The organism is Pseudomonas sp. AC247 (genome assembly GCF_979258015.1).
On the sequence record NZ_OZ409829.1, the window covers coordinates 3191959 to 3207840 of the forward strand.

Annotated in this window: 14 protein-coding genes; 7 read left to right on the forward strand and 7 right to left on the reverse strand. The window is 61.4% G+C overall.

Features of this window, described 5'->3' with window-relative positions:
* The first annotated feature begins 31 nt into the window (after positions 1-31).
* Positions 32-2458 carry a TonB-dependent siderophore receptor gene (locus ACZZ0B_RS14430; protein ID WP_463545557.1) on the forward strand — a complete coding sequence of 809 codons (2427 nt, stop codon included), beginning with the start codon at positions 32-34 and terminating at the stop codon, positions 2456-2458.
* A 13-nt stretch (positions 2459-2471) separates the two neighbouring features.
* Here the strand turns inward: ACZZ0B_RS14430 and ACZZ0B_RS14435 are convergent, their stop codons facing one another.
* Positions 2472-3809, reverse strand: coding sequence for an XAC2610-related protein (locus tag ACZZ0B_RS14435; protein ID WP_463545558.1), 1338 nt, complete (start codon positions 3807-3809; stop codon positions 2472-2474).
* A gap of 148 nt (positions 3810-3957) precedes the next feature.
* Here ACZZ0B_RS14435 and ACZZ0B_RS14440 point away from each other — a divergent pair, with 148 nt between their 5' ends.
* Together ACZZ0B_RS14440 and ACZZ0B_RS14445 are read left to right on the forward strand one after the other, a co-directional pair.
* Positions 3958-4461 (forward strand): VOC family protein, encoded by a 504-nt coding sequence (locus tag ACZZ0B_RS14440; RefSeq protein ID WP_008086693.1) that lies wholly within the window; start codon positions 3958-3960, stop codon positions 4459-4461.
* Between the two features lie 35 nt (positions 4462-4496).
* Complete coding sequence (locus tag ACZZ0B_RS14445; protein ID WP_463545559.1) at positions 4497-5330, forward strand: helix-turn-helix transcriptional regulator; 834 nt, start codon at positions 4497-4499, stop codon at positions 5328-5330.
* Positions 5331-5451: 121 nt separating this feature from the next.
* On the opposite strand, the gene ACZZ0B_RS14450 is transcribed toward ACZZ0B_RS14445, so the two are convergent.
* The 3 genes from ACZZ0B_RS14450 to ACZZ0B_RS14460 form a co-directional block, all read right to left on the reverse strand.
* Positions 5452-6039, reverse strand: a complete 588-nt coding sequence (locus ACZZ0B_RS14450) for a LysE family translocator (RefSeq protein ID WP_440096186.1) — start codon at positions 6037-6039, stop codon at positions 5452-5454.
* A 372-nt stretch (positions 6040-6411) separates the two neighbouring features.
* Positions 6412-8649 carry an ATP-binding protein gene (locus tag ACZZ0B_RS14455; protein WP_463545560.1) on the reverse strand — a complete coding sequence of 746 codons (2238 nt, stop codon included), beginning with the start codon at positions 8647-8649 and terminating at the stop codon, positions 6412-6414.
* Positions 8646-9260, reverse strand: coding sequence for a biliverdin-producing heme oxygenase (locus ACZZ0B_RS14460; RefSeq protein ID WP_440096188.1), 615 nt, complete (start codon positions 9258-9260; stop codon positions 8646-8648). Before ACZZ0B_RS14460 ends, ACZZ0B_RS14455 begins: the two co-directional genes overlap by 4 nt.
* Before the next feature lie 288 nt (positions 9261-9548).
* Here ACZZ0B_RS14460 and ACZZ0B_RS14465 point away from each other — a divergent pair, with 288 nt between their 5' ends.
* Positions 9549-10169, forward strand: a complete 621-nt coding sequence (locus tag ACZZ0B_RS14465) for a LysE family translocator (RefSeq protein WP_463545561.1) — start codon at positions 9549-9551, stop codon at positions 10167-10169.
* Positions 10170-10172: 3 nt separating this feature from the next.
* Here the strand turns inward: ACZZ0B_RS14465 and ACZZ0B_RS14470 are convergent, their stop codons facing one another.
* Entirely contained in the window at positions 10173-10586 is a 414-nt protein-coding gene (locus ACZZ0B_RS14470; protein ID WP_008088990.1) for a VOC family protein, read from the reverse strand.
* Positions 10587-10770: 184 nt separating this feature from the next.
* Here ACZZ0B_RS14470 and ACZZ0B_RS14475 point away from each other — a divergent pair, with 184 nt between their 5' ends.
* The 3 genes from ACZZ0B_RS14475 to ACZZ0B_RS14485 are packed head-to-tail and all read left to right on the forward strand — an operon-like array spanning position 10771 to position 13303.
* Entirely contained in the window at positions 10771-11853 is a 1083-nt protein-coding gene (locus ACZZ0B_RS14475; RefSeq protein WP_463545562.1) for a bifunctional transcriptional activator/DNA repair enzyme AdaA, read from the forward strand.
* A 33-nt stretch (positions 11854-11886) separates the two neighbouring features.
* Complete coding sequence (locus tag ACZZ0B_RS14480; RefSeq protein ID WP_463545563.1) at positions 11887-12684, forward strand: isocitrate lyase/PEP mutase family protein; 798 nt, start codon at positions 11887-11889, stop codon at positions 12682-12684.
* Between the two features lies 1 nt (position 12685).
* Positions 12686-13303, forward strand: coding sequence for a DNA-3-methyladenine glycosylase family protein (locus ACZZ0B_RS14485; RefSeq protein ID WP_463545564.1), 618 nt, complete (start codon positions 12686-12688; stop codon positions 13301-13303).
* Between the two features lie 303 nt (positions 13304-13606).
* Here the strand turns inward: ACZZ0B_RS14485 and ACZZ0B_RS14490 are convergent, their stop codons facing one another.
* On the reverse strand, positions 13607-14704 hold the full coding sequence (locus tag ACZZ0B_RS14490) for an extracellular solute-binding protein (protein ID WP_463545565.1): 1098 nt from the start codon (positions 14702-14704) through the stop codon (positions 13607-13609).
* Between the two features lie 2 nt (positions 14705-14706).
* Positions 14707-15831 carry an agmatine deiminase gene (gene aguA / locus ACZZ0B_RS14495; protein WP_463545566.1) on the reverse strand — a complete coding sequence of 375 codons (1125 nt, stop codon included), beginning with the start codon at positions 15829-15831 and terminating at the stop codon, positions 14707-14709.
* Positions 15832-15882 lie beyond the last annotated feature (51 nt).

A 15882-nucleotide genomic window follows, 5' to 3' on the forward strand; every position in this document is an offset into this window, starting at 1 on the left:
CCTCACTTCGTTGATCGCCCCCGGGAACTCCATGTTGCGCTTCACCCTCGCCCGTACTCGTTTCGCCCTGGCTTTGGCGTCTGCCGTGCCGGGGCTGTGCGCGTCGAGTGCGTGGGCAGAGGCGCAGAAGCAGCATTATTCAGTCGCGGCCGGCTCACTGGTTTCAGCGCTTAACCGCTTCGCACAACAGAGCGGCGTGTTCATCGCCGGCCACAACGACCTCGCCGCCGACAAGCGCAGCCCGGGCCTGAACGGCGACTACACCGCGCAACAAGCGCTGCAAATTCTTCTCAAGGACAGCGGCCTGCAAGCCCAGCAACAACGCGGCGGCGGTTATGTCTTGCGCAGCGCAGCCACTGCAGAACCGCTGCAACTGGACGCTACCACCATCAACGGCAAAACCCTCGGCGCCATCAGCGAAGACACCCACGCCTACACCACCGGCCAGACCTTTTCCGCCACCGGCCTGGCACTGTCCCTGCGCGAAACCCCGCAATCGATCAGCGTGATCACTCGCCAGCAACTTGACGATCAAGGCGCCACCGGCATCGCCGACGTGCTGCGCCGCGCGCCGGGCATCAGTGTGCAGAACTACGACAGTGAGCGTTGGGAGTTTTCCAGCCGTGGCGCGCCGATCACCAATTTCCAGTACGACGGGGTCAATACCGACTACGACGGCGTCTACGATTACGGCACCACCAGCACCGACATGGCGACGTTCGACCGGGTCGAAATCATCAAGGGTGCCACTGGCCTGATGACCGGTTCAGGCGATCCCTCTGCCACGGTCAACCTGATCCGTAAACGTCCAACCCCAGCGTTCAAGGCATCCCTGAGCGGCAGCGTCGGCTCGTGGGACAACTACCGCAGTGAGGCCGACATCTCCGGCCCATTAACCGCGAGCGGCAATCTGCGCGCACGCTTTGTCGGTGTCCATCAGCAACGCAGCGCCCACGCCGATCATTACCAGAACAGCAAGGACATCGCCTACGCCATTGTCGAAGCCGACCTGACCCCGGACACCCTGCTGACCCTTGGTTTCGATCAGCAGAACACCCGTTCACGCGGCGCCAGTTGGACCGGTTTCCCGATGTTCTACAGCGACGGTACGCGGACGAATTTCTCGCGTTCGTTCAACCCGGCCACCGACTGGAGCCGCAGGGATTTCAGCAACCAGACGCTGTTCGCCGCCCTCACCCGGCAACTGCAAAACGACTGGACGCTGAAGCTTAGCTACGACCGCAAACACCGTGAGCACGACACCCTGCTCGGCTCCGCCAGCGGCGGCAATCCGGACCCGCTGACCGGCGACGGCATGTTCCTGTACATGGGCAAATTCAAGGGCGACGAGGTGCAGGACAATGTCGATCTCAACCTCGGCGGACCGTTCAGCCTGTTCGGTCGCGAGCATCAGTTGATCGTCGGTTTCATGTCGATGAACACCCGCCAGGACAACCCGGTGTACGGTTCGGTTTATCCGGCGCTGGGCGCCAGCATTTTCGCCTGGCACGGCGCGTTCGCCAAACCCGACATCCCGCAGATCGGCACCGACGCCATCAGCCAACGCCAGACCGGCGCGTACGCCTCGACGCGCTTGAAGGCCAGCGACGATCTGGCGCTGATTCTCGGCGCACGTGTCAGTGATTTCAGCGCCAGCGACCACCTCGACTATCGCGACCCGAACACCGCCAATGTCCGCGACGGCTATCGCCAGACCGGCGTGGTCACACCCTACGCCGGCGCGGTCTACGACCTCGACGACACGTACTCGCTGTACACCAGCTACACACGCATTTATCAGCCGCAACTGAGCAAGGACGCCTCACGCCAGGTGCTCGACCCGGTGCAAGGCGACAGCTATGAAGCGGGGATAAAAGCCGAATACTTCGAGGGCCGGCTCAACGCCAGTTTTGCCGTGTTCCGCATCGAACAGGACAACGTCGCCGAGCAGGTCAGCGGCTTCGACAATCAGGCGGTGTATCGCGCCGTGCAGGGTGCAACGACCAAAGGTTTCGAGTTCGAAGTGGCCGGCGAAATCGCTGAGGGCTGGAACCTCTCCGCCGGCTATGCCTACAACCACACCCGCGATGCCAAGGGCGACCCGGTGTATGCCTCAATCCTGCAAACCACCGCGCCGGAGCAGTTGGTGCGACTGTTCAGCAGCTATCGCCTGCCCGGCGCCTGGCAGAATCTGACCCTGGGCGGCGGCGTCAGTTGGCAGAGTGAGTTCTTCGGCAACGTGTTCCAGCCCACAGCAGGCCAGAACGTACGCATCACTCAGGACAGTTATTACCTGGTCGATGCCATGGCACGCTACCGCTTCAACGACCACCTGAGCACCACGCTCAATGTCAAAAACCTCTTCGACAAGACCTACTACACCGGGCTCGGCAATTTCGGCACCGGGTTCTATGGCGAACCGCGCAGCCTGCAACTGACTGCGCGCTGGGATTTCTGAGGTTGCCGCCGATTTACGGTTGCTTCAGGTAAGTGCCGCGAAAATCGCCGTACTCACCGAAAGCTTCCACACGGACAACACCATCGAGCAAACGCACGCGATAGAGCGGCTCGGCGACTTCCTTTTGGCCAATGATCAGATTGCCCGCTTGCAAAGGCCATTGTTCAACCACTTGATTGGCGGGTTTGCCTGGCTGCGTGACCGCCATTTGCACCGAGGCTATCTCGCTGCCCTGCGCATCTTTGCTGATTTTCAACGTCAACCACGCGGAGCGCCCATCGTCGGTCACCATCACGTAGCGCCCTTCGCGCTGGCTGGCCGCAACAGCGGCGAATTTTTGCGGCGCAACATGAAACGCTGTCGGCCGCGCTTGAATAACATACGACTTGGTGCCGCTGTGCCACGTCCCGCCCTGAAAACCTTGTTCATCGGGCTCACCGGCAATGAACCAGTTACCCGTGATCGCGCCCTCGTCACTGATTTCATGCAAGGCAATGCCGCCATCGTCGTAAGGTTCGCCGACCAAGCGAATGGGCACGCCGCTGCCGCTGACATAGCGCACTTCGCCGACATAAACGCCGCCCTGCAACTGCCACCACAATTGGAAAGCGATCTTCTCGTCCAGCTTCCCCCGCAACATCACCGGCGCCTCTCCAATCGGCCCTTCGAGACGACGTTGCTCGACCCACTGACCGCCCTTCAAATCCCGTTGGGTGATTTCGGTGTAGCCCTTAGGCATAAACGGACTGCCTTCGGAAGGCGCCTGCGCCACCTCGATGGTCTCCGCTACACGCACCGGTAGCTTGTCCTGAATCTCCCAACTCGCCTGCTGCCGCCAGCAGCAGCCGCTTTTCGAACGCGTAATCAGACGCTTGCCTGCACTGTCGACCTCAAACATGCCCAGGTTCGGCTCGCGGGTCAGCGCAGAGAATGCCTTGTTCGCAATCAACACCGGATTCGCCGCATCGAACAGGTAGATATCGTAGGAAGCGGCAGCGTAGCCACCGTCATTGCCGTTGCGCACGGCCACATCCTGCTGACCATCGAAATTGAAGTCGCCAAACACCAACAGTTGCTGGTTGTCGCAGCGCAGGCTTGGCCCTGTGCCGTCAGTCTTCAGCAGCTCGGCAGCGTCGGCAGTTTCGAGGGTTTGCAGCACCGCCCCGCTGGTTTTATCGCGCAGGACGATGTGTGCCGCCACCGGATCGAAGCTTGCTACCGGTGGTTGCTCGACACGCACGTCGATGAGGTATTTCTGCGCCGGGTCCTGCAGCTGGCAGCTCAACGGCGCAGCGCTGGCCGAGGCCGTGGCGAACAGGCAGGCGAAAAACAGTGAACGTGGGGCAACCATGATGCGAAGCGTCCTTGCGGCAAAATCGGGGCGGCAAGTCTATCGACAATCGAAGGGCCGCGCACTTGTCGATCTACGGCGCTGCCAGTCGACCAAGGACTGTCTACGCTGATAGTCCAGCGTGTCTAACCTGCCGAGGATGACTGCCATGCAACGCTTTCAAAAACTCACGCCCTGCCTGTGGTTCGACGATCAGGCCGAAGCGGCGGCGAAGTTCTACTGCTCGATCTTCGATCACGCGAAAATCACCGGCCTGACCCACTACAGCAAGGTCGGTCAGGAATTTCACGGCAAGCCGGAAGGTGCGGTGATGACCGTCAGTTTCGAACTCGACGGCCAGACCTTCACCGGGCTCAACGGTGGGCCGATGTTCAAGTTCAGCGAGGCGATCTCGTTTCAAGTCAATTGCCAGAATCAGGAAGAAGTCGACCACTTCTGGGGCAACCTGTCCGAGGGTGGCCCGGTCGAAGCCCAGCAATGCGGCTGGCTCAAGGACAAGTTCGGTGTGTCGTGGCAGATCGTACCGGTGGCGTTCATGCAGATGATGCTGGATGCCGACACCAGCAAGTCGCAACGGGCAATGCAGGCCATGTTCAAAATGAAAAAACTCGACATCGCCGAACTGGAACGGGCCTTTGCCGGCCAGAGCTAATACACTCGGGCACTGGCCTGCCGGGAATAATCACAATGAAACACGCTGCCGCCAAAAACCCTGAAAAAGCCCCGCGCTTCTGGCGCGACGACGCCCTGCCCTTCATCGAAGCGCGGGCCATCGCCGATGGCCGCGAAGTCTGTTACGCCCGGCATTCCCACGCGCACTTCTCGATCGGTGCGATCACCGCCGGGCGCAGTACTTACGTGCATGAGCAGGCGCAATTCGAGGTGGCGGCGGGCACGGTGGTGTTGATGAATCCTGGCGATGTGCACGCCTGCAACCCCATCGATAATCAGCCGTGGTCGTACGTGATGTTGTATGTCGAGACGCCGTGGCTGACGGATTTGCAGCATCAGTTGGGCTTTGCCGAGGATGTGGAATTCCGACGGTTCTCGGCCACGCACTTGCACGATGCCGAGCTGTTTCGCGAGTTGATCGCGCTTTACCAAGTGCTGGTCGACGAGCAGCAGGATGTGCTGCGTAAGCAGAGCACGGCGGTGGAGTTTTTCAGCGATCTGCAACTGCGCCTGAATCCTGCCGGGCAAGCGTTGCGCGAGCCGAACTTCAAGCTGGAACGCGCCGCGGAGTTCATCCGCGAACATTGCACCGACCTGCTCAGCCTCGATGACATCTGCGCGGCAGCGCAGCTGTCACCGTCGTATCTGATCCGCGCCTTCAAACAGCATTACGGCATGACCCCGCATGCGTTTCTGGTCAATCAGCGCATCCAGTTCGCTCGCGAGCGATTGCGCAGCGGACAACTGATTGCCGATGTGGCGCTGGAGGCCGGGTTTGCCGATCAGGCGCATTTCCAACGGGCGTTCAAGCAACACCTGGCCGCAACCCCCGGCCAATATCGCGGCTGACATTTCACCTGAAATTGAACACTTCCCCTTGTGGAAGCGAGCCTGCTCGCGAAAGCGGTGGTTCAGTCGACATATCCAGTGACTGACCACAGCATTCGCGAGCAGGCTCGCTCCAACAGGGTCAAGTGAACAAAAAGTAGATTGCGCTCAGCGCCAACAACAACGCCATGCTTCGATTGAACCAGCGCATGCCTGCCGCATTGCTCAAATAGCCGCGCAGGAATGTCCCGGCATACACCCAACAGCCGACCGACACATAGCAAATCACCAGATACACCGCCGCAAACTGCCAGACCAGATGCGCCTCGCCATCCGCCACGAACGCGCCCATTCCTGCCACGCAGGCAAGCCAGGCCTTGGGGTTGAGCCACTGCATCACTGCGCCATACAGCATCGACGGCGCACGCGCGGCATCCTTTGCGTTCAACTGCCCGTCGTCGCTGGCGAGTTTCCAGGCCATGAACAGCAGAAACGCCACCCCGGCCAGTTGCACCACTCGCGTCATGAACGGCCACAGCTGCAGAACCTCGTGCAGGCCCAGGCCCATCAACACCAGCAACAACACAAACCCCAATGTTGCCCCGGCGACATGCCGCTGGCTGGCGCGGAAGCCGAACTGCGCCCCCGAACTCAATGCCACGATATTCACCGGTCCCGGCGTGATCGACGCCGCCAACGCAAACGCCGCCATCGAAACAATCAGACTCATCGCACACCTGCTTCAAATCGAGGAACAAGGTGCTCACGGTATCGAGCGCCCAATCCCCGGTATTGAAGAAAATGCCCCTGTGATCTGATCGTTCCCACGCTCTGCGTGGGAATGTAGCCCGGGACGCTCCGCGTCCCTTCCAGAGCCGAACGCAGAGCGTCCGTTGAGGCATTCCCACGCGGAGCGTGGGAACGATCAAAAGAAAATGCCCCTGTGATCCTGATCGTTCCCACGCTCTGCGTGGGAATGTAGCCCGGAACGCTCCGCGTCCCTTCCAGAGCCGAACGCAGAGCGTACGTTGAGGCATTCCCACGCGGAGCGGGGGAACGATCACATCAACAAATCGCAGCCTGCGGCAGCTCCTACAGGGGGTCAATCGAGGCGTGGCACGGTGAAGCGGAATTCGCTGCCCTGCCCCGGCTCACTCTCGGCGACGATCCGGCCGCCGTGGGCTTCGACGATGCCTTGGGTGATGTACAAACCGAGGCCCGTACCGTTCGGGTTGCCTTCCTTTACCGTCCAGTAACGGTCGAACACGTGCGGCAGGTGCTCTTTGGGGATGCCTTCGCCGCTGTCACGCACGGTGAAGACGATTTCATCGCCGACTGATTTGGCATGCACGCCGACGGTGCCCAGACGCGGGGTGAACTTGATCGCGTTGCCGACCAGATTCGACAGCACTTGAAACAGCCGCTCCGGATCGGCGTGAATGCGCAAATCGGGATCAGCAGCAAAGGAAATGCTGATGTCCTTGTCCAGCGCCAGCGGTGCGAGCAGCGCCTGCGCTTCCTCGAACATCTGCCCGACGTCGAGTTTCTGCGGGGTGATGGAGTAGCGCCCAGCGTCAATCTTCGAGGTGTCGAGCAAGTCTTCGAGCAACGTATTCATGCGCCCGGCCGCCTGCTGCATGGTGTCGATTGCGGTGGAGATGCGGCGCGAGGTGTGTGGGCCGTCGGAGCTGAACGCCTTCTGCATCATGCCGCAGAGCATCGAGATCACTGTCATCGGGTTGCGCAGGTCGTGCGAGACCACCGCCACCAGTTCATCGCGGGCGCGCACGGCTTCCTGTTCGCGGCGCACCTGGCGCGCCAGATCGTTTTCCAGCGCCGAGCGACGCAGATCGTTGGCGGCAAACAGATCGCCGTGGCTCCACTTGGTGGAGATCCCGGCCATCTCGACTTTCCAGATTTCAAACGAGGTGCGCGGGCGCAGGCGCAAACCGGCGTCGGAATTTTCCAGGTCCAGTGGCTTGCGCGGATCACCGCTCCAGTTGATGTTCTCTTTGACCTCGGGACGGAACCACAGCACGCCGTTGTCGACCGGTTTCGGCAGGCTCATGGCAAGCACGCCGCTGGCCACTTGCTGATACTCCGCAGCCGGCGGATACACACTGGCCAGATTATGGCTGGCGAACACCGGCTCGCCGCTGTCCTGCAGCCATTTGTGCAGGGCGCGGATCTGCGCAGGCTCCGGGCAATTGCCGTAACGGTGCAATTGATTGTCTTCAATGATCGCGATACCGCCGGCATTGTTCAGCGCCATGAGCACTTGCGGCTGGTTGGCCAGGCCATCGAAAACGTTTTGTGGCGAATCGATCATCGCCTGATTGAGCAAGGCCAGCGCCGCGACTTTTGCTTCACGCTGACGGCTGATCTCCAGCGCTTCCATCGCGCTGATCTGCAGCGACAGCACCTGGCCGATGGTCTGGCACGCCGCGCGCAGTTCATGCGGCACGTGCAGGGGCTGACGGTTGCCGCAACTGATCAGGCCCCAAAGCTTGTCGCCCTTGAGCAGCGAGATACTCATCGACGACAGCACGCCCATGTTTTTCATGTACTGGCAATGGATCGGCGACACGCTGCGCAGGGTGGCAAAACTCAAATCCAGCGGCGTGTCGGTGTCCGGGCGCAGCTTCGGCAGCAACGGCACCGGTTGGTAATCGGCATTGGGGATGATCCGCAGCCAATTGGTCCGATACAACTCGCGGGCCTGCTCGGGAATGTCCGAGGCCGGGAAGAACAGACCATTGAACACTTCCATCGACGGGTCGGACGCTTCGGCGATCACCTGGCCGTGCCCTTCCTCTTCGAAGCGGTAAATCAGCACCCGGTCGTAACCGGTCATGGCCTGGATTTCCTTGACGCTGATGTCGTACAGCGCCTGCAACGACGTGGCCGCGTGCAGACGCTGGAGCATGCGCCCCAGATGGGTCTGGTTGCCGGCGACATTGCGTGGCTGGAAGTTTTCGACGTGGATTTCCAGTTCCAGGATCAGCACGCCCTGATGCCGGTGCAACAAGCCATCGAACGCCGTGCCATTGAGGCGAAAGTGCAGCGGCGGCGTGTCGGACAATGCCGGCTGCAGCAAGGCTTCGCGCACTTGCGCGGCCTCGGCGTCGCCGATCAGTTGCGCCAGTGGCTGGCCGATCAGGCCGAGCGGCTCACGGTCCAACAGGGTTGCAACGTTGGCGCTGACCTGAACGATCTCCAGCGCAGGTTCGTTCAGGGTCAGCAGCAAACCGTGGGGCTGGATCGCGCCGGGGAAGCGAATCGGCTCGTCGGCACAGTTGGCCAGCAGTTCTTCAAAGGCTTGTTGGTCTTGCGGGGTCATGCCAGTACCTCCCGGCGTTCGAGCCAGCGCTCGAAACAGCTGAATGTGGTGTGTGCGGCCGCAACCACGGCCTTGCGCTCGTCCGCATCCATCGGTCGACGGCTCAGGTATTCAATGAAATCGCGCCAGCGGCGGCCAGTGGCGGCGCCATAGATATCGAGAAACGCCGCGCCATTGTCGGCTTCCAGGCCGAGTCGGCTGGCGATTTCCCGGCGCAGGATCTGCCCGCCCAGCGTCGCACCTTCGAGCACATACAGTATGCCGAGGCAGCAAGCCGCTGAATTGATCAGGGGCAAGTCTTCACACTGTGGCAGACGTGCCAGCGCCTCGCTGCTCACGCCCAGGGCATGCAGGTCGGCGCGCAAGGTTGGCGCCTTGAGTCGTGGCGTCAGATCAAAATCAGTGGGAATTGCACCGCTGCTCAGCAGCGCGTCTTCCAGCGGTAGATAGAAGCCGTAATAAGCCTGCATCAACTGCACAAAAGCTGGGGTATCGAGAGTATCGGAGAAAAATGGAAGGCGTTTTTCCAGTGCGATGTGCAGTTCGGCAGTGCCGGCCCGCAGATCTTGCAGCACCGGTGGCACATAAACTTCACGGGCCTTTGCTTGCATGTAGATCGCTCTTGGTGGGGCCGCCTGGGGCCGTGCGGGATGTTTGAAACAGGGAGCAGAAACAGGGGGCAAATGTTACACGGCAATCGCTGTTTCTGACCGTGCGGATAACTTTTTCTGACGAAACCATCGCCCTCTGACTGTTTCAGAGTTGCGCCGTCCGCAAAAAGTTCGACGGGGTTGTCCTGCACGGCCGGGCGCTGTACCGCGACAGCCGGGCCTGACTGTATGGGTCTGGCGGCGCGTGGGCTGTGATAAAAATGGCCTTCTCGTTTCTGGAGTGCCGTCATGGATCTCGCCACCCTTTCCCTGTTTCTCCCGGCCTGCTTTGCCCTGAACATGGCCCCCGGCCCGAATAACCTGCTGTCGGTGAGCAACGCTACCCGCTACGGTTTTCGCCGCGCCTGCACGGCGGGCATCGGGCGTATTCTGGCGTTTGCCGGGATGATCGCGCTGGCCGGCGCCGGTCTGTCGGTGGTGTTGCAGACGTCGGAATGGCTGTTCCATGCGATCAAGATCATTGGCGCGGCGTACCTGCTGTATCTGGCTTGGCAGTTGTGGCGGGCCAATCCGCAAGCCGAGGAGCACGTGGCGGGTGCAACCGTTGGCTTCTTCGCCCTGGCGCGACAGGAATTTCTGGTCGCGGCCGGCAATCCGAAAGCGATTCTGCTGTTCACCGCTTTTCTGCCGCAGTTCGTCGATCCGGCCCACCCGGTGCCGGCACAATTCGCCGTACTGGGTGTGCTGTTCCTGCTGCTGGAATGGATCGCCATCAGCGCTTATGCGTGGATGGGCCTGCACATGCGCCGCTGGTTCGCCGAGCCGCGCGGCAAACGGATATTCAATCGTTGCTGCGCGGGGCTGCTGTCGGCGGCGGCTTCGGTATTGTTGATGGCCAAACGCGCCTGAGGTCTACGCCTCGGACGGCCCTTTGAGTTCGACCTGATTGCCGTCCGGGTCGAAGCAATAGAGGGACAAACCCTTGCCCTCGGCGCCGAAGCGCGACTCGGCTTTGGCAACGCTCAGACCAAAAGACTGCAAATGTGCGCTCAGCAGCGCTTCATCGAAGGGCTCGATGCGCAGGCAGAAGTGATCGACGTTGCGCCGCTCGGCACCGGCCGCCCCGCCGCCCTTGCGGCCGAGTTCGCCTTGCAGGTCGACGAGATCGATCATCGAGCTGCCCGCGCGCAGATGGATCAACCCCAGCGGTTCGTTGCGCCTGACCACCTCGGCGCCGAACACCTGGCCGTAGAAGTCGATGCTGCGCTGCAGGTCTTGCACGCGCAGGACAATGTGATCAATACGCTGAATGGAAAACGGATGCATAAACCCGATACCTCACAATCTCTGTAGGAGCTGCCGAAGGCTGGGATCTTTTGACTTTGATTTATACAAACAAGATCAAAAGATCGCAGCCTTCGGCAGCTCCTACACGGTAGTTCAGGGGTAATGGAAATTCACTGTCGATTTTTCGGTGGAGCCATCGAGAATCTGCTTTTACAGTCATGCCATGAACATACAGACCGCTGTCCTGCCGCCCCACGCCGAGATGGTTCGCGCCATGCTCGAACGCGACACTGCCTATGAAGGCGTGTTCTTCACGGCCGTGAAAACCACCGGGATCTTCTGCCGCCCCAGTTGCACGGCGCGCAAACCGAAACCGGAGAACGTCGAGTTCTTCGCGCACGCCGATGAATGCCTGACCGCCGGTTATCGCGCCTGCCTGCGCTGCAAGCCACTGGACGCTGCGGCGATCGCCCCGGATTGGGTGCAGCGCCTGCTCAACGCTGTGGACGCCGACCCGGAGCTGCGCTGGAGCGATGCACAACTGCTCGCCGCAGGCATCGAGCCCCTGAAGCTGCGGCGTTGGTTCAAGCAGCATTTCGGCATGACTTTCCACGCCTGGCTACGTACCCGGCGGTTGGGCATGGCGCTGGGCGGGATCAAGCAAGGCACCTCGATTGATCATGCCGCATTCGACTCGGGGTATGAGTCGCTCAGCGGTTTTCGTGACGCCTTTCAGAAGTCGTTCCACATCACACCGGGCCGCGCCGAACAGAGCGAGCCGCTGCTGTTCACCCGGCTGACCACGCCGCTGGGGCCGATGATCGCCATGGCCGAACGCCGTGGATTGGTGTTGCTGGAGTTTCTTGATCGGCCGGCGCTGACCGGCGAAGTTGAAGCATTGCAGAGCCGCTATGGCTACGCGGTCGCGCCGGGGCATAACGCACACCTGCAGCAAATCGAAGAGGAACTGACGGCCTACTTCGCCGGCACGCTGAACGTATTCACGGTGCCGTTGCATTTGCCCGGCAGCGAATTTTCCCGGCAGGTCTGGGCAGCGCTGCTGCAAATCCCTTACGGTCACACCAGCACTTACGGCGCCATCGCGGCGGCGTTGGGCAAACCCGGCGCGAGTCGGGCGGTCGGGCTGGCCAACGGGCACAATCGGCTGTCGATTGTCGTGCCGTGTCATCGGGTGATTGGCGCGGACGGCTCGCTGACCGGCTATGGTGGAGGACAACCGCGCAAGGCATTCTTGCTGAGGCTGGAAAACGCCGCACTGCAGCTCACTCAACCATTGGCTTTCTGACGATTTTTGCCCCATCAACAACAAGGAATTTCGATGAGCACGCTCGACACTCGCTTTCACCAGTTGCACCAGCAAGGCCTGTTGATCCTGACCAACGTCGCCGACGCCACTGGCGCGCGACTGGTCGAACAGCTCGGTGGTCAGGCCGTCGCCACCAGCAGCGCGGCCGTGGCCTGGGCCCACGGTTACCCGGACGGCAACACGCTGCCCCTCGAACGGCTGGTGTCGACGGTGGAATCCATCGCCCGAGTCATCAGCGTGCCGCTGACCGTCGACGTCGAGGCCGGTTATTCCGATGACCTCGGGCGGGTCGCCGAAGTGCTCGATGCGGTCATTGCCGCGGGCGCGGTCGGCGTCAATATCGAAGACGGCGCGCAAACGCCGGAGCTGCTCGCGCGCAAGATCGAAGTGGCGCGGCAAGTCGCCGACAAACGCGCGGTCAAACTGTTCATCAACGCGCGCACCGATGTCTATCTGAAAAGCCTGGTGCCGGCTGAAGACCGCGTCGCCGAAACCCTTCGCCGTGCCGCGCTGTATCAGGCCGCCGGTGCCGATGGCTTGTTCGCCGCCGGGGTCACCTCGGGCTACGAAATCGAAGCGATCTGCAAAGGCACGACGCTGCCGGTCAACGTGCTCGGCTTCGCCTGCCTGCCCTCGCCCGCCGAACTGCAAGCCTTGGGTGTGCGCCGCCTGAGCGCCGGCTCCGGCATCGCCGAGTTCCTCTACGGCGCGATGGGCGGGCTGGTGAAAAGCTTCCTCGCCAGCGGCAAACTCGATACCCATGACCTCAAGGCCTTCACTTACGGCGAAGTCAACGGCTTGCTGAAATAGCATGCCCGACGCCTATCAAGCGGCCAGCGCATACCTCGCCAGCCTCGACTCCGACTGGCAGCGGCACATTGCCGCTGTCGGCCCGTGCCTGCATCAACCGCACCCGGCGCGCGATCCGTACGAGTCGCTGGTACGGGCGATTGCCTATCAGCAGCTGCATGCCAAGGCCGGGGATGCGATTGTCGGGCGCTTGGTGGGGCTGTTTCCGTCGCAGTCATTTCCACGGCCGGAACAAATCCTCGCGACCGACTTTGAACGAATGCGCAGTTGCGGGTTTTCAGCAGGCAAGATTGCCACGATTCAAGGGATCGCCCAGGCAACGCTCGACGGCGTGGTGCCGGATTACGCCACGGCATTGGCGATGGACGATGAAGTGCTGATCGAACGCTTGATCAGCCTCCGCGGGGTCGGCCGCTGGACGGTGGAGATGCTGCTGATTTACAGCCTGGAGCGCATGGATATCCTGCCGGCCGATGACTTTGGTGTGCGTGAGGGTTATCGGCGGCTGAAGGGGCTGGAGGTGCAGCCGACGCGCAAGCAGATGATCGAGATCGGGTTGAAGTGGAGCCCGTTCAGAACCGTCGCCGCCTGGTACCTTTGGCGCGTTGCCAAGGTGTAGACCGCGTTATCGTTCATCGCTGGCAAGCCAGCTCCCACAGGTTTTTTGCTACACCGAACCCTGTAGGAGTGAGCCTGCTCGCGATGAGGCCAGTCCAGTCAACATCCCCATCGACTGAACCACCGCCATCGCGAGCAGGCTCACTCCTACAGAGTTCAGGGGTGGGTCAGATGGCACCGATTCACCTGTGCTGAAAACCCAAACATGTAGGAGCTGCCGCAGGCTGCGATCTTTTGATTTTTGATTTTTAGAACAAGATCAAAAGATCGCAGCCTGCGGCAGCTCCTACGGGTGGAATGGGGCTTAGAGACCGGATTTGAGGCGGCTGAAGGCGCGGATCAGCGCGCGATTGAAGGCTTTGCCGTTGTCGTTTTTGCTGTACAGCGTGGCCCTGACGTCGGCCGAGGGGTAGGTGCCCGGATCATTGCGGATCGCCGCATCGACCAGACCGTCCGCCGCCGTGATCGCGTTGGCGTAGTGAATGGTGTCGGTGATCGGCGCCATGACTTCCGCCGTCATCAAGTAATCCATCAGCGCCAGCCCGGCCTGCGGGTGCGGGGCGTCCTTGGGAAGGACCATCGCGTCAAACCAGATCAACGTGCCCTCTTTCGGAATCCGGTAACTGAGTTTGAACGGCTTGTTCGCCGCCTCCGCCTGCCCCGCCGCAATCGCCACGTTGCCGTTCCACGACATCGCCACGCAGGTATTGCCGTTGGCCAGATCGCTGATGTTCAGGTCATTGTCGAAGTAGCGAATGTACGGACGGATTTTCGCCAGTTGCTGCTCGGCGAGTTTCAGGTCGTCGAGGTTTTGCCGGTTGATGTCCAGGCCCATGTACTTCATAACCGCCGCGAATACTTCGTTCGGATCATTGAGCAGGCTCACCCCGCAATCAGCGAATTTCGACACCACCGCTGGATCGAACAACATCGCCCAGCTGTCCTTTGGCGCATCGGGCAAACGCTTTTTGACAGCCTCTTCCTGATAGCCCACGCCCGTGGTGCCCCACGCGTAGATCCCGGCGTAACGATTGCCCGGATCGAACACCGCCATGTGCTGACGGAATTCCTCACCGACGCCGGTAAAGTGCGGCACCCGCGCCTTGTCCAGCGGCTGAATCGCGCCGCTTTCGATGGCCCGTGACAGGTGCTGGCCTGCGGTCAGCACCAGGTCGTAGCCACTGCGCCCGGTGAGCAGTTTGGTCTCGACGGTTTCCAGTGAATCGAAATGATCGGCAACCACATGAATGCCGGTTTTCGCCTCGAAGTTTTTCAAGGTATCCGGGGCCAGGTACTCGCCCCAGATGTACAAGTTGACCACCGGTTTGGCGGTGTCGGCGGCCTGCACACACAAGGGTGCAAGCACCAGCAATAACGCTTGAGTCAGTTTGTGCAGGCGCATGGTCAGGCTCCCTTCTTGTGGACAGGCGTGCCGGCGTATTGCGGCATGGTGATGCACGCGACGTTGCCGCCGCCGAGGAGAATTTCCCGGGAGTTTTCGATGCCGACGATCTTGTGTTGCGGGAACAGTTCGGCCAGCGTCGCCAGGGCTACCCGATCCTGACGATCGCCAAACAGCGGCACCACAATCGAGCTGTTGCCGGCGTAGTAGTTGATGTACGACGCGCAGATTTTCGTGCCGGCCTGACGGGTGTGGGTGCTGTCCTGCTGGTCGAGGCCTTCGGCTTCCTCGGCGGTCCATTCGAGCACGTCCGGTTGCGGCAGTTTATGCACAGTCAACTCGCGCCCACGGCTGTCGCGGGTGCTGCGCAAAATGTCGTAGGCCTCTTGATAGATTTCCCACTGTGGATCGTCGCGGTTGTCGGTCCATTGCAGCACCACTTCGCCGGGACGGACGAAACAGGCGAGGTCGTCGACGTGGCCATCGGTTTCATCGAACTTGCAGCCGCGCGGCAGCCAGATGACTTGTTCGGCGCCGAGATAATCGGTGAGCCGCCGGGTGACTTCGTCCTTGCCCAGGTGCTGGTTGCGGTTGCGGTTGAGCAGGCATTGTTCGGTGGTGAGGATGCTGCCCTGACCGTCGCTCTGAATGCCGCCAAGCTCGGCAATCAACGGTGCGCGGTAGCGGTCGAAGCGCTCGATTTCGAGGATCTTGCTGGCAATCTGGTCGTCCTTGTCCCAGGGGTAGTAGAGACCGCCGTCGAGGCCGCCATAGGCGTTGAACTCGAAATCGACGCCGCGCACTTCGCCGCTCTGGTCGTTGACCACGAAGCACGGGCCGCTGTCGCGGAACCAAGTGTCGTTGCAGGTCATTTCCACGACGCGCACTTGCGGTGGCAACTGGCGGCGAGCGGTGGCGAATTGCGCGGCAGAGGCGCAGACGGTGACCGGTTCGCTGTGGGAGATGGCGGTGACAATCTGCACCCAGACTTTCTGCGCCGGCTTGGCGCCGTTGCGCCAGACGTCGGTGCGTTCCGGCCAGCCGAGCCAGCAGCCGGACTTGCTTTCGAATTCGCCGGGCAGACGGAAGCCGTCGTGTTTAGGGGTGGAGTCGAGCAAACGTGCCATGGTCAAACCTCGTCTTCGCGATGGGAATGACCACAAGGTACGGGCGTTGGC

Bases quoted from the DNA above. Each gene is read 5' to 3' on its own strand.
- ACZZ0B_RS14430 (WP_463545557.1), top strand. From the start codon at position 32: ATGTTGCGCTTCACCCTCGCCCGTACTCGTTTCGCCCTGGCTTTGGCG.
- ACZZ0B_RS14435 (WP_463545558.1), bottom strand. From the start codon at position 3,809: ATGGTTGCCCCACGTTCACTGTTTTTCGCCTGCCTGTTCGCCACGGCC.
- ACZZ0B_RS14440 (WP_008086693.1), top strand. From the start codon at position 3,958: ATGCAACGCTTTCAAAAACTCACGCCCTGCCTGTGGTTCGACGATCAG.
- ACZZ0B_RS14445 (WP_463545559.1), top strand. From the start codon at position 4,497: ATGAAACACGCTGCCGCCAAAAACCCTGAAAAAGCCCCGCGCTTCTGG.
- ACZZ0B_RS14450 (WP_440096186.1), bottom strand. From the start codon at position 6,039: ATGAGTCTGATTGTTTCGATGGCGGCGTTTGCGTTGGCGGCGTCGATC.
- ACZZ0B_RS14455 (WP_463545560.1), bottom strand. From the start codon at position 8,649: ATGACCCCGCAAGACCAACAAGCCTTTGAAGAACTGCTGGCCAACTGT.
- ACZZ0B_RS14460 (WP_440096188.1), bottom strand. From the start codon at position 9,260: ATGCAAGCAAAGGCCCGTGAAGTTTATGTGCCACCGGTGCTGCAAGAT.
- ACZZ0B_RS14465 (WP_463545561.1), top strand. From the start codon at position 9,549: ATGGATCTCGCCACCCTTTCCCTGTTTCTCCCGGCCTGCTTTGCCCTG.
- ACZZ0B_RS14470 (WP_008088990.1), bottom strand. From the start codon at position 10,586: ATGCATCCGTTTTCCATTCAGCGTATTGATCACATTGTCCTGCGCGTG.
- ACZZ0B_RS14475 (WP_463545562.1), top strand. From the start codon at position 10,771: ATGAACATACAGACCGCTGTCCTGCCGCCCCACGCCGAGATGGTTCGC.
- ACZZ0B_RS14480 (WP_463545563.1), top strand. From the start codon at position 11,887: ATGAGCACGCTCGACACTCGCTTTCACCAGTTGCACCAGCAAGGCCTG.
- ACZZ0B_RS14485 (WP_463545564.1), top strand. From the start codon at position 12,686: ATGCCCGACGCCTATCAAGCGGCCAGCGCATACCTCGCCAGCCTCGAC.
- ACZZ0B_RS14490 (WP_463545565.1), bottom strand. From the start codon at position 14,704: ATGCGCCTGCACAAACTGACTCAAGCGTTATTGCTGGTGCTTGCACCC.
- aguA (WP_463545566.1), bottom strand. From the start codon at position 15,831: ATGGCACGTTTGCTCGACTCCACCCCTAAACACGACGGCTTCCGTCTG.